Here is a 26268-nt window from a genome sequence, read left to right as displayed (position 1 = left end):
AAAAAATATCCGTAGTATTATATCATTAATATTTAGATTGTATATTTAATATCCATATTAGCTTCTTTGCCAGATAACTTATCTAGCATTTTTTGTGTTACTAATACGATACCTTCTTTACTTACACGGAAGTTTTTCTCATCTTCCTCTTTGTTTACACCAATTTGTAAACCGTCTGGAATCACACAATGGCGATCAATAACTGCACGTTTAATCGTACAGTTTTTACCAATAGTTACCTGCGGAAGTACAACGGTATGTTCAATAACAGACTCAGCTTCTACGTGCACTCGGTTAAATAAAACAGAGTTACTAATTTCTGCATCTGTTATGACACAACCACCGGCAATCAGAGAGTTATCTAAGGTTCTTGCACGAGCGTGGTTATAGAAAAAACGAGCTGGTGCAGTTTGTTGTGGACGTCCGTGAATTGGCCAAGATTCATCATATAAATCTAATTCGGGTTCTTCAGACACTAAATCCATATGTGCAGCCCAATAGCTATCAATAGTTCCTACATCACGCCAGTAAATCGCACCACTTGCGTTACGTCCTTTGCAAGAACGCTCAAATGGGTGGGCATATAACACTCCTTGCTCTACTGCTTTTGGAATAATATCTTTACCAAAGTCGTGTGAAGTACCTGGTGTTGATGCTTCTTTTTCTAACATTTCATATAGATAGTCAGCATCAAATACATAAATCCCCATTGAAGCAAGCGAAGATTCAGGCTTACCAGGCATTGCCGGTGGGTTAGCCGGTTTTTCCACAAACTCTTTGACTTTTAATTTTTCGTTTACCGCCATTACCCCAAATTCTGTTGCTTGCGAGCGTGGTACTTCAATACAGCCCACTGTACATTTTGCCCCTTGATCAACGTGATCTTTTAGCATTTGGGTGTAATCCATTTTATAAATATGGTCTCCCGCTAAAATCACCACATATTTTGGGCGGTAGTGCGATTTCATCATCGCCATATTTTGATAAACCGCATCTGCCGTGCCACGATACCAAGTGTTTTCATCTAATTGTTGGCGAGCAGGTAACATATCAATATATTGGTTACGTTCATAAGGTAAAAATGACCAACCACGTTGTAAATGACGTAACAATGAATGAGCAGCATATTGCGTGATCACACCAATTTTTAATAAATTGGAGTTAATACAGTTAGATAACGCAAAGTCAATAATACGGCGGCTACCACCAAAATAAACCGCAGGTTTTGCACGTTTATCAGTAAGCTCATAAAGGCGAGAGCCTCGTCCTCCTGCTAAAATTAAAACTAATGTTTCATTTGTAAGATCTTGTCTAGCAACTAACGCTGTCGATTCTTGGTTAAGCATGTTGTGTCTCCAATGTTTTAGTGTGAATTACATCACTTTTTTGAAGTACGCATACGCCCATATTATTGAGTGTAACTGCCTGCGTGTCTGTCATCAAAGTACCATTTATTTGCTCCAAAATAACTTTCCAGTTACCTTGTGGCAGAAAAAACTGTTGTTTTTGTCGTTTAGCATTAACTAAAATTAACCACTCGCCTTGTAATAAAATAGCTAATTCTTTTAATTCATTATTATGCCAATCTTCAATTTTTATCGGTTTTGCCAAAGTATTTAGCCATTTGGCAGAAGATTCCGTCCACCATTGATTTGCTTGGGATAAAATTGGAATCTTTTTGCGTAATGCGATTAAATTGCTTACATACTCTATTCTTGCTAGATTGGCATTTTCCCAATCTAGCCACGTTCTTTCATTATCTTGGCAATAACAATTATTATTCCCTTGCTGGCTATGCCCCATTTCATCGCCAGAAAATAGCATTGGTACACCAGCAGAAAGCAAGAGGGTTGCCAGTAATGCACAAGCGGTCGTTTCTCGCTCATTTTTTACCGATTTATCGGTGGTTTGTCCTTCAATACCGTGGTTATAACTGTGATTTTCATTATGCCCATCACGGTTATGTTCGCCATTCGCTAAATTATGTTTATGGTTATAACTCACTAAATCTTGCAGATTAAAACCATCGTGTGCGGTAATAAAATTAATACTTTTTGATGAATCATATTGCGAAAAAAGATCATCACTGCCTGCAAATCGGCGGGCAAATAAACTCAAATCACCTTTATTCTGAAGCCAGAAACAACGAATATCATCACGATAGCGATCACTCCATTGGTAAAACTGTGCGGGAAATGCTCCTAATTGATACCCGTCAGGCCCAATATCCCAAGGTTCTGCAATCAATTTAATATTTGCCAATTTGGAATGGCTTTTTATTGCCGTGAAAAACTCGGCTTTTTCACTAAAACTTGGCGTTCGCCCTAAAACAGTGGCTAAATCAAAGCGAAATCCATCTATATGGCATTCATCAACCCAATAACATAAGCAATCGATTGCCCAACGGAGCATAAAAATATTGCTAAGATTGAGCGTGTTACCGCACCCTGTCCAGTTTTCATATTCTTTCTGCTCATTGAGCCAATAGAAGTTAGCATTATCAATGCCTTTAAAACTCAGCATCGGGCCGTTTTTATCGCTTTCTGCTGTGTGGTTAAACACTACGTCCATAATCACTTCAATATTTGCTTGGTGTAGCGTCTTTACCATTTGTTTAAATTCAGTGAGCGGATTTTCTTTATCTGCTGCAAGCGTTGGATCGACTGCAAAATACCCTAATACGTTATATCCCCAATAATTGGCTAAACCCTGCTTTTGCAAATGGGTTTCATCAATGTGGTAGGTAATTGGCAAAAGCTCTACAGCAGTAACACCTAATTTTTTAAGATAATTTATAGATTCTGGGTGTGCTAATCCCGCAAACGTCCCTGCTATATTTGGGGGAAGATTTGGATTACACTTGCTAAATCCTTTAACGTGCATTTCATAAATGACTGTTTCAGCCCAAGGGGTAAATAATTGGCTATCGTGTTCCCAATTAAATGTGTCATCTACAACAACTGATTTTGGGGCTAAATGAGCGTTATCACGTTTATCGTTCCATCTATACCATTTTGCTGACTCAGCTGTACTCAAATCTGGTGTACCAATTATTGCTTTAGCATAAGGATCAACTAATAATTTATGCTCATTAAAAAGCAATCCTTGTTTTTCATCGGTTTTGCCTTTTACACGATAGCCATATTTTGTACCCGCTTTAATTCCTTCAACAAAAACGTGCCAACTCCCTTGCGAACAATGCATTGGAATACGAGTCTCTTGCTGTTCTTTATCAAAAATACAAAGCACTATAGCGGTTGCATTTTCTGAGAAAATGGCAAAATTTGTGCCAGATTTGTCCGCTTGCACAGTTAAATGACTGCCAAGCGGGAAAGGTTTACCTCTAAAATACTGCATATATACTTATTATTTATATTTATTATTTTGTTTTTTTCTTTACTGCCTTTTTTACGACTTTTGTTTTTGCTCTAGCTTTAGGCTTAGCTTCAATATTTTTAACCTTTGTAATAAAAAGAGTTGATAATGGTGGCAATGTAATATTAAGAGAATAAGCCTTACCGTGTGAGCTAATCTCCTCACTTGCAAATTTTTCTACATTGCTAACATTACTACCGCAATAGCAGGTTAAATCTGAGTTTAGCACTTCTTTATATTCAGCAAATTCATTCACACCAATACGATAATTTTCTCGTACCACAGGTGTAAAGTTACTGACTACAATAATGCTATCGCCGTTTTTTGCCTTGCGTTCAAAGGCAAATACTGAATTATCGTGATCGTCCACCACTAACCATTCAAACCCTTCTGGTGAATAATCTTGCTCAAACAGTGCCGGTGTTTGTGTGTATAAATGATTAAGTGCTTTTACCCAGCCTAATACACCTTTATGCCATTCGCCACCTTCTTCGCCAAGTAGGTACCAATCTAAGCTTTCTTCAAAATTCCACTCTTTGCCTTGAGCAAATTCATTGCCCATAAAGAGTAATTTTTTACCCGGATAACCCCACATATAACCATAATAGGCACGTAAATTAGCAAATTTCTGCCAGCAATCACCCGGCATTTTATTCAGTAGTGAACCTTTTCCGTGTACAACCTCATCGTGAGAAAGTGGAAGCACAAACTGCTCACTGTACTGGTAGGTCATTCCAAAAGTCATCAAATTATGATGATAGCGGCGATGAACAGGATCTTTTTGCATATAGCGTAAAGTATCGTTCATCCACCCCATATTCCACTTATAATTAAAGCCTAACCCACCGTGTTCGGTCGGGTGAGAAACCCCTGCAAATGACGTAGATTCTTCTGCAATGCTTGCCCCACCTTGGCTTTCATCTCGTAAAATATTATTTGTATGACGTAAGAATTCGATAGCTTCTAAATTTTCACGTCCGCCATAACGATTAGGGATCCACTCCCCGTCTGAACGAGAATAATCACGATAAATCATAGAGGCCACTGCATCTACCCTAAGGGCATCAATACCGAAACGTTCGATCCAATATAATGCATTACCTGATAAATAATTATTTACCTCATTTCTACCATAATTAAAAATTAGCGTATTCCAGTCTTTGTGATAACCCTCTTTGGGATCAGAATGTTCATATAAATGGGTACCGTCAAAATAGACTAAGCCGTGTTCATCAACAGGGAAATGCCCCACTACCCAGTCTAAAATCACACCAATACCTTTTTCGTGGGCTTTTTCAATAAAATAGCGTAAACCTTCTGGAGAACCAAAACGACTTGTTGGCGAATAAACACCTGTCGTTTGGTAACCCCAAGAACCATCAAATGGGAATTCAGAAACTGGCAGTAATTCAATATGGGTAAAGCCCATATCTTTTACATAAGGAATAAGTTCATTAGCGAGTTCTTCATAACTTAGCCAATAGTTATTTTCAATATTGCGTCGCCAAGAACCCAAATGCACTTCATAAATCGAAATTGGTTTATCGGCTGCATTAGCATTTCGACACGTTTTTTCTACAGGCACAATGCTTGGCAAGCCTGAAACAATAGAAGCAGTTTCTGGTCGGAATTGAGAGGCGAAAGCATAAGGGTCTGATTTTAAACGTAAAACACCATTTCTATCTAACACTTCAAATTTATAGCAAGCCCCTTTTTTAACATTAGGAATAAAGATATCCCACAAGCCAGAATCAGGGTGAAAGCGCATTGAATGCACTAAACCATTCCAATGGTTAAAATCCCCAACTACTGACACTCGCTGAGCATTCGGTGCCCACACACTAAAATGCACACCTCCCACGTCATTTTGGGTTACTAAATGAGCCCCTAGTTTTTCATACGGGCGAAGCTGTTTACCTTCAGCAAATAACCAATTATCTAATTCTTGAATATGGGTTTTAAAACGATAAGGGTCTTCTATATCTACCGTCGCATCGGCATATTGCACTAACAAGCGGTAAGAAAAATCTGTTTTTTTACCAATCAGCTCTGCAACAAAAAAACCTCTATCATCAATTTTTGTCATTGCTGATATGATTTTTCCTTTTGAATTTATTACTTGGCAAGAAATTGCAGTTGGAAGAAAAGCACGAATAATTACACCGTTTTCAATGGCGTGAATGCCTAAATAGGAGAAAGGATCTTTACAATATCCAGAAGAAAGCTGTTCTATAAAGGTTGAATCTTGTAGGGAATAAGTAGAATCTTGCATATGCTCTCCTAGCCAATATTGCTTAATCTATCTAATACCTTAACTCTACCATTAAATTGGTATAAAAGAAGTGAATTTATACTGTTTTGTGATTTAGATCACAAAAATCTTTTTAACTAAATCGTTTTAGCTTACTTAAAAATAAAAAAACACTTAATTTTGTGAGATAGATCACATTTTTAAAAGTTTTTAACTGAATTTTGCTATAACGATTTAGCAAAAATAGAGTAAACTACGCCTCAGATTTAAAATTTAAACTAACCCTTAATTGAAGGAGCTAAAATGCTTAATTTATCGGCAAAAAACATCCGTTTAAATGGCTCAGCAGGCAATAAAGAAGATGTTATTCGTTTAGTTGCAGCTGAATTAGTAAAAAATGGCAATGTAGCAGCGGGCTATGAGGCTGGAATGCTTGCTCGTGAAACGCAAACCTCAACATTTTTAGGTAATGGCATTGCGATTCCGCACGGTACATTAGATACCCGTGATTTAGTCCAAGAAACTGGTGTGCAAATTATTCAACTTCCGCAAGGTGTTGAATGGGGTGAAGGCAATATTGCGTATGTTGTTATTGGTATTGCAGCTAAATCTGATGAGCATTTAACACTCCTTCGCCAACTTACTACAGTATTAAGTGATGAAGAAGCAGCAGAAACCCTTGCCAAAACACAAGTTCTTGAAGAATTTATTGCTGTGTTAAGCGGTAAAAAAAATCTTCCCCCCCTTTCTGAAGAACTTATCTCCTTAAACGTTGAATCTTCTAGCCTGATTACTCTTTCTGCTATTAACGCAGGTAAATTACAAGAGAAAGGCTATGTTTCTCAAACATTTATCAGCGATGTCGTTGCAAATCAAGCTTTAAACTTAGGCAACAATGTTTTTATTACTGATTCAGCTAAAGGTAATCAAGCAAATGGTGTTGCCATTGCTCGTAATACACAAGGTCAAACACTATTAACGGTTGCAACAACAGATAACAGCTTACAAGTGACTCTAGCTCAATTATTAAAAGCCGATGTAACTAGCCAATTTGCAACAGCATCAGCTACACAATTAGTTGCATTATTAAAAGGCGAAACTGTTGAGTCTTCAGCGACAGTGGCAGCGACAACATCAACGGCAAGTAACCAAGTAATCGGCACCTTTACAATACGTAACGACAACGGTTTACACGCTCGCCCTGCAGCAATGTTAGTACAAACAGCTAAAGCCTTTGAGTCAAAAATCACCGTTGAAAACTTAGATCGTAACACTCCTCCTGCTAGTGCGAAAAGTGCGATGAAAGTTGTTGCTCTTGGTGCAAGCCAAGCTCATCGTTTACGTTTTGTGGCAGAAGGTGAAGATGCACAACAAGCTATCGAAGCATTACAAAAAGCGATTATTGAAGGCTTAGGCGAAAGTGTTTCATTTGTACCAGAAGTTGAAGATAGCATTGAAAGTACTGTTGCAACAGCTACACCTGCAGCCCAAGCTGAAACAAAGGCTGAAGCACCTGTTGCAGGACAAGCAGAAGCTAGCTTTGTAATTAAAAATGAGCACGGTTTACACGCTCGCCCAAGTGCCGTATTAGTCAATGAAGTGAAAAAATTCAGTTCAAAAATTGAAGTGCAAAATGTAGATAAAAACTCACCGCTTGTGAGTGCAAAAAGCTTAATGAAAATTGTGGCTTTAGGCGTAACCAAAGGCACAACCTTACGTTTTGTGGCAACAGGCGATGATGCAGAAGCCGCATTAAACGCTATCGGTAAAGCAATTGAAGCTGGTTTAGGCGAATAACGAGGAATCATTATGCGTATTGCAACAGTAACACTTAATCCTGCATTTGACTTAGTCGGGCGTTTAAAACGAATTGAAATCGGTGAGGTGAATACCGTTGAAACCTTAGGTTTATACCCTGCAGGTAAAGGCATTAACGTAGCCAAAGTTTTAGCTGATTTAGACACTAAGCTTTCTGTTACCGGCTTTTTAGGTTCAGAAAATCAAGGCGATTTTGTCAACGCTTTTGAGCAAAATAAGCTAAAAGATGAATTTTATCGCATTCAAGGCAAAACCCGCATCAATGTAAAAATTACTGAAACCGAAGCTGATGTAACGGATCTTAACTTTTTAGGTTTTGAGATCTCAGAAAACGACTGGGAAAAATTCACTACTCTTTCACAAAAGTGGGAAAGCCAATTTGACCTAGTTGCAGTTTGTGGTTCACTCCCTCGAGGTGTCACGGCTGAGCAATTTGCACTGTGGTTAGAATCTTTACATCAACAAGGTTTAAAAGTGGTGTTAGATAGCTCAAATGCGGCACTTACCGAAGGCTTAAAAGCTCACCCCTGGTTAGTTAAACCGAATCGCCGTGAATTAGAAGTTTGGGCTGGTCGCCCGCTAAATACGCTTGATGAAATCATTGAAGCTGCTCAAGCATTACGTAATCAGGGTATTGAGAATGTAATCATCTCTATGGGCGAAAAAGGCTCACTTTGGCTAAACAATGAAGGGGTTGTACAAGCTCAGCCACCACGTTGTGAAAATGTTGTCAGCACTGTAGGTGCGGGCGATTCAATGGTAGCAGGCTTAATTTATGGTTTCTCACAAGGATGGAATAAAGAAAAAACCTTGCGTTTTGCTTCTGCAACTTCGGCTCTCGCTGTATCACAAAGCAATGTTGGTATTTCTGACCGTGCAGCACTTGATGCTATTTTCGAGCAAACCCAAATTACCGTTATTTCAGAAAATAACTAAGAATCTCGTTTTTTAAACATTAATAATAAAAGGAAAAAATATGAATATTTCTTTTGTATTTCCGCAATCATTGGGTAACGCTCGTCGTTTCTTAGTGAATGAAGTTCTTTCTGCTGCAGCAAAACAACAAGGGCACCAAGTTGTTGATGCAAGTCAAGCCGAATTTGTAGTGTTATTCGATAACGAAATTCCAGCTGAAGCTGCTAGCAAGAAAGGAGCTGTTTTAGATTTAGAACAAGCCTTTGCACAACCTGAAGCGAGCCTTCAACAAGCGGTTGAAAATGCACAAATTTTTGCAAATGCAACTACTTCATCTGTTTCAAGTTCTGGTGTAAAAAATATTGTTGCGGTAACCGCTTGCCCAACAGGGGTAGCTCATACCTTTATGTCTGCTGAAGCGATTGAAAATTATGCTAAAGCACAGGGTTGGAATGTAAAAGTTGAAACTCGTGGTCAAGTAGGCGCAGGTAACCCAATTTCTGCTGAAGAAATTGCAGCTGCAGATTTAGTATTCGTTGCAGCCGATATTGATGTGGATTTAGATAAATTCAAAGGCAAACCGATGTATCGTACATCAACTGGTTTAGCATTGAAGAAAACCGCTCAAGAATTTGAAAAAGCATTTACTCAAGCAACGGTTTACCAAGGCGGCACTACAACTGCTGCAAATGCAGAATCTGCAACTGGCGAGAAAAAAGGTGTATATAAGCACTTAATGACTGGTGTTTCACATATGTTACCTCTCGTTGTTGCTGGTGGTTTATTAATTGCTATCTCTTTTATGTTTGGTATTGAAGCATTTAAAGATGAAACGATCGCTGGTGGCTTACCAAAAGCATTAATGGATATTGGTGGCGGTGCGGCCTTTGCCTTAATGATTGCTGTATTTGCCGGTTATGTGGCATTCTCAATCGCAGACCGTCCGGGTTTAGCAGTCGGTTTAATTGGCGGTATGTTAGCAAGTAATGCGGGAGCTGGTATCTTAGGTGGTATTGTTGCTGGTTTCCTTGCGGGTTACACAGTAAAATTCTTAAACGATAATATTAAATTATCAGCAAGTTTTGCCTCTCTCAAACCAATCTTAATTTTACCGTTATTAGGTTCTGCAATCGTTGGTTTATTGATGGTTTATGTTATCAACCCACCAGTTAAAGCAATTATGGACGCTTTAGTGGAATGGTTAAATACAATGGGGCAAACCAATGCAATTTTCCTTGGTATTATTCTAGGTGCAATGATGTGTACTGATATGGGTGGCCCAATTAATAAAGCTGCTTATACGTTCGGCGTTGGCTTAATTGCATCTCAACAATATTTACCGATGGCAACAGTAATGGCTGCGGGTATGGTACCACCTATCGGTATGGCGATTGCAACTTGGATTGCTCGTAGCAAATTTAACACAAATCAACGTGATGCTGGTAAAGCTTCATTCGTATTAGGTTTATGCTTTATTTCAGAAGGTGCATTACCTTTTGTGGCAGCAGATCCTATTCGTGTCATTGTAAGTTCTATCTTAGGTGGTGCCACTGCAGGGGCTATTTCAATGTCATTTGGTATTGGCTTACAAGCACCACACGGTGGTTTATTCGTTATTCCATTTGTTTCACAACCGTTAGTTTATTTAGCGGCTATTGCAATCGGTTCAGTCGTAACGGGTGTCGTGTATGCGACAATTAAACAAAAAGCAGAATAATATATTCTCATTATGATTATTAAACGGAGCCTATATAATAGCTCCGTTTTTTTATCGCCTAAAAAAGCGATAAGCGGTTATTTTCTTGCAAAATTTTGCAAATTCGCTATACTCCCCTTTGAGTTGGTTAGACAATCGCTGGTTTATTGAAGCCCTTAGTGTCGCAAGGCAAAGCCTGAAATAGGTGATAAGTGGGACAAGTAAACGAGAGGAAAGTCCGAGCTACATAGGGCAGAGTGCCAGATAACGTCTGGGGGGCGTGAGCCTACGACCAGTGCAACAGAGAGCAGACCGCCGATGTACGTAAGTGCAGGTAAGGGTGAAAGGGTGTGGTAAGAGCACACCGCGTGGGTGGTAACATTCCACGGCACGGTAAACTCCACTCGTAGCAAGACCAAATAGGAACTCAATCGGTGGCCCGCCGAGAGTTCGGGTAGGTTGCTTGAGCGTATGTGTGAATATACGCCTAGAGGAATGATTGTCCAAGACAGAACTCGGCTTATCGACCGACTCATCTAATTTTGAAATGGCGAACAGGGTAACTTGTTCGCTTTTTATTTTTATGTGTATGAAAAAATGAAACAACTTAAGATATTTATTACCGCTTTTTCTATTTTATGGTCGATGCAGGCTTTCTCTCATCCACATTCTTTTATAGATTTAAAAAGCAACATTATTTTAGAAGGTACAATATTAAAATCATTTCAAATGGAATGGATGCTTGATGAAATTAGCTCTTCTGAACTAATTTATGAAATGCAAACTAGTAAAAATAAAGCGAAAACGCAAAAAGATATTACTGACGAAATGGTGCAAACTGCAATTCAGAACCACTATTTTAGTACCCTTTACGACAGAGAAAATCAACCAATAAAATTCACGACAAAACCAACAGAAACTCGCTTTGAAATTCAAAAGAATAGAGTAATATTCTATATTACTTTTCATATTAGTCGCCCTTATGAATTAAAACAAAATAAAGCTCGATTCTACACTTATGAACCAAGCTATTACATTTCAATGGAATATAATCGCCAATCCGATGTCAGAATTAACAATAATCAATGTCGGGCAACATTAGTGCAACCTAAAGTAGATACTAAACTGCGTTTATATGCATCAAGTTTAGATAAAAACCAATCTCCTGAAATGGAAGGAAATGAAGATTTCTCTTTAGGTGCCCAATTTGCACAAAAAGTGGAGATTATATGCGAGTAAATACTAAATTAATGGGCGGAATAGCGGTTATTTTTCTGGCTATTTTTGCAATATACCAATGCTACCCTATTATTTTATTTAAGGTAATGGAATGGCAAAAAGTCTTTAATACACATCTTTCAGGGTCATTAAATGAATTAGGTGAAAACCAAAGTAAAGCGGGAGTAACGCTTGTTTTCATCAGTTTTTTATACGGAGTTTTCCACGCAGTAGGGCCAGGACACGGTAAATTTATTCTAACTAGCTATCTCTCTTTAGAAAAAACCAAGTTACCTCAAGCAATGAAAATGACATTTGCCTCTGCCTTAGTTCAAGGTTTAGTTGCAGTTTCATTAGTTACTATTATTGTGGTTATTTTTACACTTTCTCGTCAATATTTTAATCTCACATTAAAATGGGTCGAGCGTGGTAGTTTTTCTATTATGATTTTATTTGGGCTCTATTGGTGCTACCAAGTATTAAAATCAATGCGAAAAACACATAAGCCTACCATTAAATCTATTCGTTTTTCGCAAAATTCCACGCAAAAAATACCGCTTGTCCGCCAGAATATTCCACACGTTCACGATGAAAATTGCGGTTGCGGGCATAAACATTTGCCAACTTCCGAAGAAATGAAAAAAGCGAAAGATTGGAAAGCACAATTAATGATTATTCTAAGCATTGGTGCAAGACCTTGCTCTGGTGCTATTTTAGTTTTATTCCTCTCTTATACCCTTGATCTCTATGTTTGGGGCGTAATTTCTGCATTCGTAATGGCAATAGGTACCGGATTCACACTCAGTTTATTTGCTTATTTAGTTATTGTTGCAAGAAATCGAGCAATCAAGGTTAGCCATTGGTATTTTTCTGCCCAAACTAATCAAAAGTTTATATGGTTTGTTAAATTTGTTGTTGGTATCGCCTTAATTTTACTTGGGATTACATTATTCCACAGTAGTTTTATTGATACGAGTTCAAGCATATTGTTTAAACGTTAAATTAACATAACAAATTTTGATAAAAATCATTAAAAAAACTTTGCAAAAAAGATAAACTACTGGCATTTATTTTTACTAATTAAGAGGTCTTTATGGATTCAATTATTTCTCTCTTTGAAGATATGCTAACGTGGGTTGTTAATACGATTGACGGCCCTCTTTGGGATATTACCATTCTGTTGCTTTTAGGCGTTGGTTTATTTTTCACTATTACCACTGGTTTTGTTCAGTTACGCCTTCTGCCACAAAGTTTAAGAGAAATGTGGGGAGGTCGCTCTACTACTGGCTCATCACTAACCCCCTTCCAAGCATTTACAACCGGTCTTGCTAGCCGTGTAGGTGTAGGGAATATTGGTGGTGTTGCTACTGCGATTGCATTAGGTGGGCCTGGTGCTGTTTTTTGGATGTGGGTAACTGCATTAATGGGAATGAGTTCTGCATTTGCTGAATCTTCTCTTGCACAATTATATAAAACCAGAGATCCGAATGGAATGTTCCGTGGAGGCCCAGCTTATTACATCACCCGAGGATTAAAAATTCCTTCTCTAGCTATTGCCTTTGCCGTCACACTAATATTTACATTTGGTTTTGCTTTTAACGCAGTTCAATCAAATTCTATTGTTGAAGCAACACGTAATGCTTGGAACTGGAACCCCGTTTATGTTGGTACTACCCTTGTTGTTATTACTGGCATTATTATTGCAGGCGGTGTTAAACGTATTGGGCAGGTTTCAGCTAAAATTGTGCCAACAATGGCTCTTTTCTACTTGATCATTGCCGTGATTATTTTAGGTATGAACATTGAACGAGTACCTGGTGTACTGGCTTTAATTATTGATAGTGCTTTTGATTTTTCAGCTGCTGCAGGTGGAATGTTCGGTACTTTAGTGTCAAAAACAATGCTAATGGGGATAAAACGTGGTTTATTCTCAAACGAAGCAGGTATGGGTTCGGCACCAAACTCGGCAGCAACCTCAGATGCAAAACACCCAGCAAGCCAAGGTTTAATTCAAATGCTAGGCGTATTTGTTGATACTCTGGTTGTTTGTACTTGTACCGCCGCAATTATTTTAATGTCTGATAACTACGGTGGTGAAAGCTTAAGAGGTATCTCTCTTACTCAAACTGCCTTACAATTCCACTTAGGTGAGTTTGGCTTACATTTCTTAGCATTTATTATTTTACTCTTTAGCTTTACCTCTATTATCGGTAACTATGCTTATGCAGAAACAAACATTCGCTATATCAAAAATAAAGCGTGGTTTGTTTGGGGATTCAGAGCGATTGTTCTCTTCTTCGTCTATTTTGGTGCAGTAAGAGACGGTGGTATTGTTTGGGCATTTGCGGATACTGTAATGGCATCAATGGCGGTAATTAACCTAATTGCCATTCTAATTTTAGCTCCGTTAGTGTGGATTATTTTAAAAGACTACATCCGCCAAGTAAAAAATGGTCAAGAGCCTGTGTTTAAAATTGAAGAACACGAACATCTTATCCATAAAGGTGTCGATCCATTAGTTTGGAAATCAAAAGAATAATAATTAAAACAAGCGGTTTAATTTGTAAAAAAGTTTGCAAATTAAACCGTTTTTTTATGTATGTTAGCAAAGCTAAAGAAGAGATATATCATATCCAACTTAAACAAAGAGCAGATATTATTTTAAATATAATGGAACTGAGCTTATCAAGATCTTAATTGTTGTTTTAAATTAAAAGTCTCTAAAACAAAAGAAATGAATGAATTTTTATTTGATGTTGATGATTCTTTAGGTTTTATTTATATATGGTTTCGATGTCTGATAGTGATTTGTTAATACTTGGAAACTACAATCTGCCAAATTTAATTTACATATTTAAAACAGGAAAGTTTGATTTTAACTCTAATTTAATATCTGATTTTGGATTGTAATGGATAAAGCAGGATAAGAGTAAATCGAAGATATTTTATGGATAGGCAGTTATCGGAAGTAAATTAACCGCTTGTTTTTGGCACGAGTGAGGACACTCACACCATCGAGTTTGCTCTAAAGAAGATATTTATCTATTATTTTTGAATTCAAAAGAGTAACAGTTATTAATAGTAAAAACCCCCAACAATAAATTGTTAGGGGTTTATTATTAGTAGAAAGGTATCAAGAGATTACCAATATACACGCATACCTACACCGATAGCTTTATCAGTTGTTTTTTCTGAATATGCATAACCTGTTGCAGTTTTATTAAATTCTTTAGTACGAGCATATTTACCTTCAACAAATGCTACAACTTGTTTGTGGAATTTGTAATCTACACCAAGTAAGAAACCGTGGGTTTTTTCTTTGCCAACATCTTTAGTTTTCGCACGCTCATATAAGTAGTTACCATAAACACTAGATGCAGGTGTTACTTGATATGCAAAGTTAGGAGATACATAGAATTTATTTGTTTTAGCTCCTTCATTATTTTCGTGAGCATAACCTGCATCAAAGCTTAATTTTAATGCATCTACAGTATAACCTAATGAACCTAATACTGCGTCTTTACGGTGTTTTTCACTACCAGCTGCAGTTTTATAATTTGTATGGCCGTATGCTGCACGTAAATCCCAGTTATCTACATTATATAATGCACCTACACCATAAGCATTTTGTACTGCTTCTGGTAAAACTTCACCAGTTGCATCACGCTCTTGAGCAAAATTATAGTTAGCACTTAATTGTAGGTTTTCAACACCATTGTAGTCATAACGAACTACTTGGTTACCACTAGTTGGAATGTAATCACCTTTTGGATTGATTCCATACTCATAATCTTTTGATTGGCTTAAATCATCAGCAATTGTTAGTTGGCGACCAAATGTTAATTGACCTAATTTTTGGCTACCAAACCCTGCATAAGCACGTTTTGTATATACATCACCAAAACCATCATTGTCATTCTCGCCTTTATCAAAACGGAATTCTAAACGACCTAATGCATAGAAATCATCAGCTAATTGATGTTTTGCTGTAATACCAAAACGTGAGCCAGCATTACGAAGACGAGTATGAGCATTTGTTTTCTTAACAGATCCATCCTGCTTAGCTACCTTTTTTTCAGCTCTTTCAAGAACTAAACGTAAAGAACCATCTAGATCTACTTTTGTACCTTCAGCTTCATACACTGTTGTTGCTGATGCTGATGCAGCGAATGCAGTTACTGCTAATGCAACTAATGTTTTTTTCATAATTTTCACCTTAGATTTTTTATGTTATAAAATCAGAAATTGCTCTCATTAAGGTGTAAGAACAATTATCCAAATCACAATGTTTCAGCCAAAGACCTAACATTGCCGTCGCAGGCATAATCGCAAAAAGAAAAGTTAATGTCAATAGTTTCAATAGTAAAGAGCAATGTACAATATTCTGTTAAAAATCAATAACTTACATTACCGTTATTTCATTTGGAGGGTTTTTAGCCAATTTTTAGCATTTTATTTAAATTTTTAACTATTTGAAAAATAAGGATTTTTTTATTTCTATTTGATCAAGTTCAACTTTTTCGAAAAGTTCAATTATTTTGTGATCTATGTCACATTTTAAGAATTTTTATTGGAAAACTCCTTATTTTATGAGTTCTTTTTAGTGCAAATGCATCTCTAAATACAAGATTAATCTATCTGCTTTCCCTAAAATTTAGTAGATAAAGCTAACAAATTTGCAAATTTTTACACAAAATTCACCGCTTGTAGCTAAAATTAAACCTGCTTTACATAAATACCTGTCGCTTTTTTGCAAAAACAAATCATATCTTTGTTTTATGTCATTTAATTCAGAAATTTAATTAAATCTATTTGCTATTTTTAGCAATTTTCGGCATATTTACCCTTAGTTTATTTTATGCTTTCTATAGGATTTATTTATGAATCATCAATATTCAACTATTCAACACAACATTCATATGTTAGGGGAATTTTTAGGGGAAACTATTCGTGATGCACAAGGAGATTATATTCTTGAGCTAATTGAAAGTATTCGAGTCCTTTCTAAAAATTCTCGAGCAGGCGATGAAAATGCCAGAGAGCAACTATTAGACAAGTTGGCCAATATTTCTAACGATGATGTCTTGCCTGTTGCCCGAGCATTTAGCCATTTCTTAAATTTAACCAACATTGCTGAACAGTATCAGACTATTTCCCGTCATCATATTGATGAATCATTAGGTAGTCGTTCGTTAGATTCATTATTTGTACGTCTTAAAGCACAGAATATTTCTGTCGAAAAAGTTATCAAAACTATCGAAGGTCTGATGATTGATTTGGTGCTAACAGCACACCCAACTGAAGTTACACGTCGTTCACTCGGGCATAAGCACGTTGAAATTAATAAATGTTTAAATTTATTAGAACACGATGATTTAACAGAAGCAGAGCGTTATAAAATTAAACGTCGCTTAATGCAATTAATTGCTTTAGCTTGGCATACGAATGAAATTAGAACTCAACGCCCGACACCAGTTGATGAAGCAAAAGGTGGTATAGCTGTTATTGAAAACAGTTTATGGAAAGCCGTGCCTGAATTTTGTCGTCAATTAAATTTCTATTTAGAGAAACATTTTGGTGTGCAATATCCTATCAGTTTAGCTCCTGTTAGATTTTCATCTTGGATGGGTGGAGACCGTGATGGCAATCCATTTGTTACCGCCCAAACGACTCGCCGAGTATTAAGAATGAATCGCTGGAAAGCAGCAGAACTATTTTTGCAAGATATTAAAAACTTAGCAGAAGAACTCTCTATTACACAATGTACACCAGCATTTCGAGCAAAATATGGTGAGCATTTAGAACCTTATCGTGTATTACTAAAACAGTTACGTCAAAAACTCATTAATACAGAAACTTATTACGCTGAATTACTCGAAGATAAAATTTCAACTATTGATGAAAATGAAATTCTGACTTCTGATAAGCAATTATGGGAACCGTTATTCGACTGCTATGAGTCATTACAAGCTTGTGGAATGCGAATTATTGCAAATGGGGCATTATTAGATTGCTTACGTCGTATTAGTTGCTTTGGTTTAGGGTTATCTCGTTTAGATATTCGCCAAGAAAGTACTCGCCACGAAATGGCAATCGCAGAAATTACTCGCTATATCGGCTTAGGGGATTATTCCCATTGGACAGAAGATGATAAACAAGCTTTCTTAGTGCGTGAATTAAGTTCTCGCCGCCCATTAATTCCTACAAATTGGACACCAAGCCCAGAAACTCAAGAGATTTTAGACACCTGTAAAGTGGTTGCAGAACAACCTAAAGATGTGATCTCCGCTTATGTTATTTCAATGGCTCGTGAAGCATCCGATGTACTTGCTGTTCACCTCTTACTTAAAGAAGCAGGTTGTAAATTCACAATTCCTGTTGCTCCGCTATTTGAAACCTTAGATGACTTAGATCGTAGCGAAAAAGTAATGACTGACTTATTTAATATTGGGTGGTACCGTGGCGTCATTAATAACTACCAAATGATTATGATTGGTTATTCTGATTCAGCCAAAGATGCGGGAATGCTTGCTGCTAGCTGGGCTCAGTATCGAGCTCAAGAAGCTTTGGTTAATTTGTGTGAAAAATACAATATCGAACTCACTCTTTTCCACGGTCGAGGCGGTACAATCGGACGTGGTGGTGCTCCTGCTCACGCTGCTCTACTCTCTCAACCGCCTCGTTCATTAAAAAATGGGTTACGTGTAACTGAACAAGGGGAAATGATCCGCTTTAAGCTTGGCTTACCTGCAGTTGCGGTAGAAAGCTTAGAGCTTTACGCTAGTGCAATTTTAGAAGCTAATATTTTCCCACCGCCAGAACCGAAACAAGAATGGCGAGATATTTTAGAAAAAGGTGCGAATATTTCCTGCCAGATTTATCGTAATATGGTTCGTGGTGAAGCTGATTTTGTTCCTTATTTCCGTAGTGCAACACCAGAGCAAGAGCTTTCTCGTTTACCACTAGGCTCTCGCCCTGCAAAACGTAAACCAAAAGGTGGCGTTGAAAGTTTACGTGCTATCCCGTGGATTTTTGCTTGGATGCAAAACCGCTTAATGTTGCCAGCTTGGTTAGGTGCAGGACAAGCATTACAACAATTAGTTGATGAAGGTAGCGAGAATCTACTTAAAGATATGTGTAATGAATGGCCATTCTTCTCAACTCGTATTGGTATGCTAGAGATGGTATTTAGCAAAACAGATGGTTGGTTGGCTGAGTATTATGATCAACGTCTTGTTGATCCTGCATTACATCGTTTAGGAAAAACACTACGTAGTCAACTGCAAACCGATATTCAGACTGTATTAGCTCTTGCTCACGATGGGCAATTAATGGCAGATTTACCTTGGATTGCTGAATCAATAGCATTACGTAATATCTATACCGATCCTCTTAACTTATTACAGGTTGAATTACTAGATCGTATTCGTAAACAAGGCGAAAATGCAGATCCTGAATTAGAGCAAGCGTTAATGATTACGATCACAGGGATTGCAGCAGGTATGCGTAATACAGGATAATTTGTACTAAGGCTTATTGTCTCAAGGTTATCTCCGCAACAAGCGGTCAAAAAAGGCGAAAATTTTACTTTTCGTCTTTTGTTTTCTTAACTACCCTTTTAATATCTTATTGGGCTCTTTCGCAATTTCTCTTGCCAATTTGGGCACAAGATAGCCTGAAGTAATGCGTTGCAATTCCCGATAAATTTCAATAGCTTTCTCATCTTCAATATAAAAATGGCTTGCCCCTGCTACCTTATCAAACAAATGGATATAGTAAGGTAAAATTCCCACTTCAAATAATTTATCGCTCAACGCTTTTAGTGTTTGAGCATTATCATTCACACCTTTTAGCATTACTGATTGATTGAGCAATACTACGCCTGCTTTTTTAAGTAATGCCATTTTTTCAGCAAAAATAACATCAATTTCATTAGCGTGGTTAATATGGGTAACCAACACTATATTTAATCGAGATTGTGATAACCGATCACACAATTCCATTGTAATCCGACTTGAAATAACCACTGGCAAACGAGTGTGTATGCGTAAAGTTTTAATATGTGAAATTTGTTCTAATTGGGTAAGTAACCAATCTAATTCGGAATCTTTCGCCATTAGCGGATCACCACCTGAAAATATCACTTCTTCTAGTTCGGTATGCTCCGCAATATAGGTAAGGCTGTGTTGCCAAACTGATTTCCCACTTTTTACTTCGTCATAAGGAAAATGACGACGGAAACAGTAACGACAGTTAATCGCACAGCTATTTTTTATCATAAATAACAAGCGGTTATGATATTTATGCAAAATATTCGGTGCTGGGCTCTGTTGTTCCTCAAGCGGATCGGCGACAAACCCTTCTGCTTCAATAAATTCAGCTTGTGAAGCCATTGCTTGTAAAAACAGTGGGTCGTTTTTGTTTCCCTTTTCCATTTTTTCTGCAAAAGCTCTTGGCACTCGCATTGCAAATAACTTACGGGCAGCAATGTCTTGCTCAAAATCTTGTGGATTAAGTTCAAGGAATTGAAGTAAATCGGTAGGATCATTAAAAGCTTGCGCTAGCTCCGCTAGCCAAAGCGGTTTGATTTGAATTGATTGCATATAGGTAAAATCCTCTCCATTAATGAAGAGGATAAGATTGAAAATTAAGGAATTAAGTTACATTGTAAAGGTGAGCCATTTGGATTTACCATCACGGTAGGTGCGGTTTGCCCATTATGAGAGGCTGCTAAATATTGCACACCTGCAATACAGTAACGACGGTAGCCATCCGTTTTCTCAACTAGGAATGGGTCGATTTGTCCACCGATACTTCTAAACTCTGCAATAGCTGGCATTGCATTTGCAATATTTTGCCCAGAATTTACCGCTTGCTGAGCATTACCGTCTACAGCTTGATTAGCGTGAGCATTAGAAGCCATCATATCTCCTAACATATAGCCTGCTACCGCTCCCATTGCTGCCCCAGCCATTGGGCTACCACTACGTGCTGGTTGCTGAGCAGCCATATTATTTGGTGTATTCGCAAAAGTAGCATCTGATTGTTGATTTGCCGCTGTTCTTGGTTGTGTCGCAGCTGGTTTTGTTGCCACCGGTTTAGCAGCTGAACGGAAACCACCACGACTTTTTGCTTCAACCACAGTTGCAACAGATAACGCTAATACAGCAGAGAGAGTAATCAATTTTTTCATTTACATTCCTTATAGTGTGAAATTGAAAAAAATTATAGCAAAAATCTGAAGGATTTTTCGCTAATTTCGTGAATTTAGGGTATTATATGATTCTTTTTGGCAAACCCAATAGGGTGAAGTTCAAAATTTGTTAATTTATTGTTATTTATTTAAATAATTGAGGAAACAATGGCTAGTTACAGCACTAACGACTTTAAAAAAGGTTTAAAATTCATTCAAGATGGCGAACCTTGTGTAATCGTTGAAAACGAATTCGTAAAACCGGGTAAAGGTCAAGCATTTACTCGTACTAAAATCCGTAAACTGATCTCTGGTAAAGTATTAGAAATCAACTTCAAATCAGGTACTTCTGTTGAAGCTGCTGACGTTGTAGATTCTAACTATAACTACTCTTACAGCGATGGCGATTTCTGGTATTTTATGCACCCAGAAACATTCGAACAAATTTCTGTTGATGAAAAAGCATTAGGCGACAACGTAAAATGGTTAGTTGATAACGCAGAATGTATCGTAACATTATGGAACGGTGCAGCAATTGCAGTTACTCCACCAAACTTTGTTGAGTTAGAAATTGTCGAAACTGACCCAGGCTTAAAAGGCGATACGGCAGGTACCGGCGGTAAACCAGCAACATTAAGCACAGGTGCGGTAGTAAACGTACCATTATTCGTACAAATCGGCGAAGTAATCCGTGTAGATACTCGTTCTGGCGAATATGTTTCACGAGTGAAATAATCAATTTCATATAAACAAGCGGTCAAATTCGTTGCAAAATTTGCAATACATTTGACCGCTTGTTTTTATCATCAATAGTCTAGCTGCTAAGCTTCATCACAATCACACCTGATACAATCAATAAGGCTCCAGCCCAACGACCAAAGGATGAAAGATCACCTAAAAATAGTATGCCGACTACAAAGGCACCTATTGCTCCGATTCCAGTCCAAACAGCATAAGCTGTTCCCATAGGAATAGTTTTTTGAGCAAGAAAAAGTAAAAAGCCACTTATCCCCATAAAGGTAATAGCTATTAAAATACCCTGCCATACCCAACCATCTCTTTGGGCTAACTTCAAGCCAAGTGGCCAACCAATTTCCATCAACCCAGCACAAATTAAATAAACCCAAGCCATTTTACACCTCTATTTGTTGTTCAATAATGCCACTTAATTTTTGTAAATTAAGTACAAGCTCTGCCATTTCCTGTTCGCCAAATTGCTTAATAACCGACATTTCAATAGTATAAATTTCATCAATAATAGGCTGAGCAATAGCTTTTCCCTTGTCCGTTAAATATAAAACCTTACTGCGTTTATCTTCATCATCCGTAAAAAAAGCAAGAAGCTCTTGTTTTGCAAGTTGTTGGCATACAGAAAAAACTGTTTGTTTAGCCAATCCCCAATGTTCAGAAATATCTTTTTGCGTGCAATTTGGGTAATGAATAATGCTATAAAACACCGCTAAAATATTATAGTTAATACCCTTCTTTCTCGCCCATTTATCATAAAGTTGATGGCTTGCTGACATCAACCGACTGATTTCATCAAATTTATTCATATTTAGTCTGATTTGTTATTAATTTTCTTATATTAGTAATATTTCAGACTAAATTCAAGTGAATTTTTAAGCATTTATTTATTTTAATTAGGCTTTCTCAAGGGCTTTAAGATTATGGTAATAACGTGTAGAATAGTTTGTTATTTTGATTAGAAAATTAGAGAGAATTATGAGCGAAGAAATTTTAACAGCCGAGACAGAAACTCGTGCTAATTTTATTACCCATATTATTGATGAAGATTTAGCAAGTGGTAAACATAATAATGTTTACACCCGTTTCCCACCTGAGCCAAACGGCTATTTGCACATCGGTCACGCCAAATCTATTTGCTTAAACTTTGGTATCGCTCAAGAGTATAAAGGCAAATGTAACCTTCGTTTTGATGACACAAACCCTGTAAAAGAAGATGTGGAATATGTAGATTCAATCAAACAAGACGTTGAATGGTTAGGATTTAAATGGGAAGGAGAGCCTCGTTACGCTTCTGATTATTTTGACCAACTTTACGGCTATGCGATTGAGCTAATCAATAAAGGTTTAGCCTATGTATGCGAATTATCGCCTGAGGAAATGCGTGAATATCGTGGTACTTTAACAGAGCCGGGGAAAAACAGTCCTTATCGTGATCGCTCAGTTGAAGAAAACTTAGCCTTATTTGAGAAAATGAAAAACGGTGAATTTGCTGAAGGTAAAGCAAGTTTACGTGCCAAAATCGATATGGCTTCGCCATTTATGGTAATGCGTGATCCTGTTATTTACCGTGTCAAATTTGCATCACACCACCAAACCGGTGATAAATGGTGCATTTATCCGATGTACGATTTTACTCACTGTATTTCCGATGCAATTGAGCGAATCACTCACTCTCTTTGCACACTAGAATTCCAAGACAACCGCCGTTTATATGATTGGGTATTAGAAAATATTTCTATTGAGCGCCCATTACCGCATCAGTATGAATTCTCTCGTTTAAATTTAGAAGGCACATTAACCTCTAAGCGCAAATTATTAAAATTAGTCACTGACGGTATTGTTGATGGCTGGAGCGACCCTCGTATGCCGACCATTTCAGGCTTACGTCGCCGTGGTTATACGCCTGCAGCATTACGTGAATTCTGCCGTCGTATTGGGGTAACAAAACAGGATAACGTGGTGGAATACTCTGCCCTTGAAGCTTGTATTCGTGAAGATTTAAACGAAAATGCCCCTCGAGCAATGGCTGTTATCAATCCAATTAAAGTGGTGATTGAAAACTTTGGCGAAAAAGAGATACTAAAAGCACCAAATCACCCAAATCGCCCAGAATTAGGCGAACGTGATTTACCATTCACTCGTGAACTTTATATTGATGAAGCGGACTTCCGTGAAGAAGCAAACAAACAATATAAACGCTTAGTTTTAGGCAAAGAAGTACGTTTGCGTAATGCTTATGTGATTAAAGCAGAACGTGTAGAAAAAGATGCAAGCGGTCAAATTAAGACAATTTTTTGCAGTTACGATCCGGAAACATTAGGCAAAAACCCTGCCGATGGTCGTAAAGTAAAAGGGGTTATTCATTGGGTTTCTGCAGAAGACAATAAAGCGGCTGAATTCCGCATTTATAATCGCCTGTTTACCGTACCAAACCCGGGAGCAGAAGAAGATATTAATGCTATTTTGAACCCTGAGTCTTTAGTCGTTAAACAAGGTTTTGTTGAAGAAAGCTTAGCAAATGCCAAAGCAGAACAAGGTTATCAATTTGAGCGTGAAGGATACTACTGCTTAGATAGTAAAGACGGTTCAGAAAACAATCTTGTCTTTAACCTGACGGTAAGCTTAAAAGAAAGCGTTACGTTCTAGTTAATAAAACAAATAATGAGCAGCCTAGGCTGCTCATTATGTTTAAATATTCCGATTTAGTTTATGCCGTAAGGCTCAGTATAAGGAATAATTCCTCGTCTTAACATTCTTGATACACCGTTGCTATAACTTGTACCAAAGCGTAATTCAAAGTTAATCCCAAATTTATTGTCATAGTAAAAACCATTAATTGTATCTGGTGAGCCAACAGATGTTGAAACTAGTTTACGTGCAACATACAGATTAGCCGCCCAACAACAAGTATTATAGTTTACAGAGAACTGCCCTTCAACTGGCTTATTCAAAGCAATATCTTGGTAATAGCTTGTCATTACAGAAATATTATCGGTTAATTCCCAACCTAAGACCGCACCAACTTGTTTAATTGATTGACTATATTTATCTGCTCTCGCACTTAAGTTTTGATTAATATAATCTTTACTTGCATAACGATAATTCAGTTGAACCAACTTATCTGACTGAGGTTTATATTGTAATGACATATTCGCTAAAGATGTTTGATTTAAGCGTGTGTCATATTGATAACTACCGTGCCAATTCCAATTTTTATGGAATTTCCAGTTAGTCTCTGCAGCCCAAGATGATGAACGTTTAGCCGTGCTATTATCTGAAGTATCATCAATTTTTGATGGTCTTAAATAATAGGTTTGACCAAGGCTAAAATTAAAGACTTCTTCGCCTGTTTTATCACTAAAGAAACGTGTTGTTCCACCAGCGGTAACTAAATTTGCCGAAGAAATTCTATCTAAACCACTGTAGCGACGATCATTAAATAATGAGAAATAATCATTTTGTAGCAACGCAGAATCATAGCCTAAACTGACACTTTGATGTGTTTTTGTACCTATATCACTCTGGTTTTTATAAGGGCGATAGATATATTGTAATCGTGGCTCAATGGTTTGATTAAAGCCTGCAAATAATTGCTTATCTGATTCTAAAACTGTTTTTAAATCTAGTTTAATCTGTGGAATAACACGGCTTACGCTCTTTTTAATCTCTTCTGTGCTTTCACTTCCTTTGCTTTGCAAATAATGGGTTGCATAAAGCTTCGTTTCTATATTTAAACTACCATAGCGATTTGCTAAAGGGAAATTAAGTGTTGGCTCAGCGTGGAAACGCCACGCTTTTGGCATTAATTTACTATCATTATCAAAACGAGCGGCTTGTGCAAAGAATTTGAAATCACTACCTTCAATTAGATCATTTTTATAATAATTAAAATCAATTTGTGGTAATACTCGATATGGGCCAATATCCATACCATCAAATGTTTGGAATTTTTTACCCGAAATCGATAAATTATAATTTGGTTGATAGTAGCCTAATTTAAAGTTTTGCGTGGCATAACCATCTGTACTATTACCATAATCAGAGTCAAAATCAGAGAAATAGCGTCTGTCACTTACTTTGGTATAATCAACAGAAAAACGCCAATCCGTTAAAAAGCTCATTGTATGTCGCCAGTGAACCAAATAACGTTTACGATCATCATCTTTTGGTTGATATTCACTTAAACGATCTTTTGCCATATATTCGGTTGCCACTAAGCCTTGCCCAATTTTAGTTAAATATCTAAATTCAGGGTTAATTTGCCAGCCACGACGAGAATAATAAGTTGGTGTAATAGTCGCATCCATATTAGGTGCAATATTCCAATAAAATGGCTGAGAATAAGTCCAACCGTTTTTGCTTGAACGCTCAAAACTTGGAATCAAGAGACCTGAACGGCGACGATCACCAATAGGAAATTGTAAATAAGGCGAGTAGAAAATTGGCACATCTAATACTTTAAAACGAGCGTGCCACATTTCTGCATATTCTTCATCTACGTGCTGAATCATCTCGTTAGCTTCAATCGACCAAGCATTATCATTTGGTAAACAAGAGGTAAAGCTCGCATTTTTTAAGGTACGTTTTGTATTGCCAAATTCGCCTGATTCTGCAGTACCTCGCCCTTGTCTGTCTACTAGCTGATAGTTAGCATTAGCAAGGTTTGCATCTTTTGAAAGCAGATTAATGGTTGCATCAGAACCCGTTGCTTGAATTAGATCATCTTGGTAATCAAAATTGCCTTGTAAATATGCCATACGGGCATTTTCGCCATCTTGTTCAACCCGAACTTGATCTGCAATAATTGAGCGATTACCTTGTTTTATGCTGACATCTCCAGTATAAGTCGCATCACGAGGCTGATTAATTACCGCACTATCAGATTCAATTATAACAGGCATTCTCAGTTGATCACCTTCAACCACTTCGCCTTGGAATTGAGGTACGCCAAGTAAGCATTGTTGCTGTAAATCAGCAACTGCATAGCTACTATAACAAGCTGTCATCACTGCAAGAGAAAGTAAGTTATAACGCAGTTTCATTGTTTTTCCT

Annotated in this window: 18 protein-coding genes and 1 other RNA gene; 10 read left to right on the top strand and 9 right to left on the bottom strand. The window is 37.4% G+C overall.

The genetic code is table 11. The features are described from left to right. Positions 1–32: 32 nt before the first annotated feature. Genes glgC through glgB form a run of 3 tightly spaced genes read right to left on the bottom strand, consistent with a single transcriptional unit; the run spans position 33 to position 5647 of the window. Positions 33–1346 carry a glucose-1-phosphate adenylyltransferase gene (glgC, locus tag PTQ27_RS09715; protein WP_273748878.1) on the bottom strand — a complete coding sequence of 438 codons (1314 nt, stop codon included), beginning with the start codon at positions 1344–1346 and terminating at the stop codon, positions 33–35. Further along, positions 1339–3357, bottom strand: a complete 2019-nt coding sequence (glgX, locus tag PTQ27_RS09710) for a glycogen debranching protein GlgX (RefSeq protein ID WP_273748879.1) — start codon at positions 3355–3357, stop codon at positions 1339–1341. The genes glgC and glgX overlap by 8 nt, the downstream gene beginning before the upstream one ends. 22 nt (positions 3358–3379) lie before the next feature. Further along, complete coding sequence (gene glgB, locus PTQ27_RS09705) at positions 3380–5647, bottom strand: 1,4-alpha-glucan branching protein GlgB (RefSeq protein WP_273748880.1); 2268 nt, start codon at positions 5645–5647, stop codon at positions 3380–3382. A 282-nt stretch (positions 5648–5929) separates the two neighbouring features. Between glgB and fruB the strand changes: the two genes are divergently transcribed. The 7 genes from fruB (at position 5930) to PTQ27_RS09670 (ending at position 13812) form a co-directional block, all read left to right on the top strand. After that, the gene (gene fruB / locus PTQ27_RS09700) at positions 5930–7423 is read left to right on the top strand and encodes a fused PTS fructose transporter subunit IIA/HPr protein (protein ID WP_273748881.1); all 1494 of its coding nucleotides are present in this window, start codon (positions 5930–5932) and stop codon (positions 7421–7423) included. 12 nt (positions 7424–7435) lie between these two features. Further along, complete coding sequence (gene fruK / locus PTQ27_RS09695; RefSeq protein ID WP_273748882.1) at positions 7436–8380, top strand: 1-phosphofructokinase; 945 nt, start codon at positions 7436–7438, stop codon at positions 8378–8380. Positions 8381–8420: 40 nt separating this feature from the next. Then, positions 8421–10076: a fructose-specific PTS transporter subunit EIIC gene (locus PTQ27_RS09690; RefSeq protein ID WP_273748883.1), complete on the top strand. Its 1656-nt coding sequence runs from the start codon at positions 8421–8423 to the stop codon at positions 10074–10076. Positions 10077–10195: 119 nt separating this feature from the next. Then, positions 10196–10594, top strand: an RNA gene (gene rnpB, locus PTQ27_RS09685) — RNase P RNA component class A. Positions 10595–10652: 58 nt separating this feature from the next. Beyond that, positions 10653–11294, top strand: coding sequence for a DUF1007 family protein (locus PTQ27_RS09680; RefSeq protein ID WP_273748884.1), 642 nt, complete (start codon positions 10653–10655; stop codon positions 11292–11294). Continuing rightward, positions 11285–12274: a nickel/cobalt transporter gene (locus tag PTQ27_RS09675; RefSeq protein ID WP_273748885.1), complete on the top strand. Its 990-nt coding sequence runs from the start codon at positions 11285–11287 to the stop codon at positions 12272–12274. The genes PTQ27_RS09680 and PTQ27_RS09675 overlap by 10 nt, the downstream gene beginning before the upstream one ends. A gap of 92 nt (positions 12275–12366) precedes the next feature. Then, a complete protein-coding gene (locus PTQ27_RS09670) occupies positions 12367–13812 on the top strand; it encodes an alanine/glycine:cation symporter family protein (RefSeq protein WP_273748887.1) in 1446 nt (481 codons plus the stop codon). 602 nt (positions 13813–14414) lie between these two features. On the opposite strand, the gene PTQ27_RS09665 is transcribed toward PTQ27_RS09670, so the two are convergent. Continuing rightward, a complete protein-coding gene (locus PTQ27_RS09665) occupies positions 14415–15479 on the bottom strand; it encodes a porin (RefSeq protein WP_273748888.1) in 1065 nt (354 codons plus the stop codon). A 674-nt stretch (positions 15480–16153) separates the two neighbouring features. Between PTQ27_RS09665 and ppc the strand changes: the two genes are divergently transcribed. Then, entirely contained in the window at positions 16154–18793 is a 2640-nt protein-coding gene (gene ppc, locus PTQ27_RS09660) for a phosphoenolpyruvate carboxylase (RefSeq protein ID WP_273748889.1), read from the top strand. 90 nt (positions 18794–18883) lie between these two features. Here ppc and epmB read toward each other — a convergent pair whose 3' ends face one another. Beyond that, complete coding sequence (gene epmB, locus PTQ27_RS09655) at positions 18884–19876, bottom strand: EF-P beta-lysylation protein EpmB (RefSeq protein ID WP_273748890.1); 993 nt, start codon at positions 19874–19876, stop codon at positions 18884–18886. 44 nt (positions 19877–19920) lie between these two features. Next, the gene (locus PTQ27_RS09650) at positions 19921–20466 is read right to left on the bottom strand and encodes a hypothetical protein (protein ID WP_273748891.1); all 546 of its coding nucleotides are present in this window, start codon (positions 20464–20466) and stop codon (positions 19921–19923) included. Between the two features lie 168 nt (positions 20467–20634). On the opposite strand from PTQ27_RS09650, the gene efp reads away from it, so the two are divergent. Then, on the top strand, positions 20635–21201 hold the full coding sequence (gene efp / locus PTQ27_RS09645; RefSeq protein ID WP_273748892.1) for an elongation factor P: 567 nt from the start codon (positions 20635–20637) through the stop codon (positions 21199–21201). 79 nt (positions 21202–21280) lie between these two features. Here the strand turns inward: efp and PTQ27_RS09640 are convergent, their stop codons facing one another. Together PTQ27_RS09640 and PTQ27_RS09635 are read right to left on the bottom strand one after the other, a co-directional pair. Further along, positions 21281–21598, bottom strand: coding sequence for a DMT family transporter (locus PTQ27_RS09640; protein ID WP_273748893.1), 318 nt, complete (start codon positions 21596–21598; stop codon positions 21281–21283). A gap of 1 nt (position 21599) precedes the next feature. Beyond that, positions 21600–22022 (bottom strand): MarR family winged helix-turn-helix transcriptional regulator, encoded by a 423-nt coding sequence (locus tag PTQ27_RS09635; protein ID WP_273748894.1) that lies wholly within the window; start codon positions 22020–22022, stop codon positions 21600–21602. 169 nt (positions 22023–22191) lie between these two features. Here PTQ27_RS09635 and glnS point away from each other — a divergent pair, with 169 nt between their 5' ends. Beyond that, entirely contained in the window at positions 22192–23862 is a 1671-nt protein-coding gene (gene glnS / locus PTQ27_RS09630) for a glutamine--tRNA ligase (protein ID WP_273748895.1), read from the top strand. A gap of 56 nt (positions 23863–23918) precedes the next feature. Here glnS and lptD read toward each other — a convergent pair whose 3' ends face one another. Next, positions 23919–26258, bottom strand: a complete 2340-nt coding sequence (lptD, locus tag PTQ27_RS09625) for an LPS assembly protein LptD (protein WP_273748896.1) — start codon at positions 26256–26258, stop codon at positions 23919–23921. Between the last annotated feature and the right edge of the window lie 10 nt (positions 26259–26268).

The organism is Mannheimia cairinae (assembly GCF_028649535.1).
Taxonomy (GTDB): Bacteria; Pseudomonadota; Gammaproteobacteria; order Enterobacterales; family Pasteurellaceae; genus Mannheimia; species Mannheimia cairinae.
This window is presented reverse-complemented; position numbering and strand designations above follow the sequence as displayed.

Coding starts and splice junctions, on each gene's coding strand:
- glgC (WP_273748878.1), bottom strand. CDS start 1,346: ATGCTTAACCAAGAATCGACAGCGTTAGTTGCTAGACAAGATCTTACA.
- glgX (WP_273748879.1), bottom strand. CDS start 3,357: ATGCAGTATTTTAGAGGTAAACCTTTCCCGCTTGGCAGTCATTTAACT.
- glgB (WP_273748880.1), bottom strand. CDS start 5,647: ATGCAAGATTCTACTTATTCCCTACAAGATTCAACCTTTATAGAACAG.
- fruB (WP_273748881.1), top strand. CDS start 5,930: ATGCTTAATTTATCGGCAAAAAACATCCGTTTAAATGGCTCAGCAGGC.
- fruK (WP_273748882.1), top strand. CDS start 7,436: ATGCGTATTGCAACAGTAACACTTAATCCTGCATTTGACTTAGTCGGG.
- PTQ27_RS09690 (WP_273748883.1), top strand. CDS start 8,421: ATGAATATTTCTTTTGTATTTCCGCAATCATTGGGTAACGCTCGTCGT.
- PTQ27_RS09680 (WP_273748884.1), top strand. CDS start 10,653: ATGAAACAACTTAAGATATTTATTACCGCTTTTTCTATTTTATGGTCG.
- PTQ27_RS09675 (WP_273748885.1), top strand. CDS start 11,285: ATGCGAGTAAATACTAAATTAATGGGCGGAATAGCGGTTATTTTTCTG.
- PTQ27_RS09670 (WP_273748887.1), top strand. CDS start 12,367: ATGGATTCAATTATTTCTCTCTTTGAAGATATGCTAACGTGGGTTGTT.
- PTQ27_RS09665 (WP_273748888.1), bottom strand. CDS start 15,479: ATGAAAAAAACATTAGTTGCATTAGCAGTAACTGCATTCGCTGCATCA.
- ppc (WP_273748889.1), top strand. CDS start 16,154: ATGAATCATCAATATTCAACTATTCAACACAACATTCATATGTTAGGG.
- epmB (WP_273748890.1), bottom strand. CDS start 19,876: ATGCAATCAATTCAAATCAAACCGCTTTGGCTAGCGGAGCTAGCGCAA.
- PTQ27_RS09650 (WP_273748891.1), bottom strand. CDS start 20,466: ATGAAAAAATTGATTACTCTCTCTGCTGTATTAGCGTTATCTGTTGCA.
- efp (WP_273748892.1), top strand. CDS start 20,635: ATGGCTAGTTACAGCACTAACGACTTTAAAAAAGGTTTAAAATTCATT.
- PTQ27_RS09640 (WP_273748893.1), bottom strand. CDS start 21,598: ATGGCTTGGGTTTATTTAATTTGTGCTGGGTTGATGGAAATTGGTTGG.
- PTQ27_RS09635 (WP_273748894.1), bottom strand. CDS start 22,022: ATGAATAAATTTGATGAAATCAGTCGGTTGATGTCAGCAAGCCATCAA.
- glnS (WP_273748895.1), top strand. CDS start 22,192: ATGAGCGAAGAAATTTTAACAGCCGAGACAGAAACTCGTGCTAATTTT.
- lptD (WP_273748896.1), bottom strand. CDS start 26,258: ATGAAACTGCGTTATAACTTACTTTCTCTTGCAGTGATGACAGCTTGT.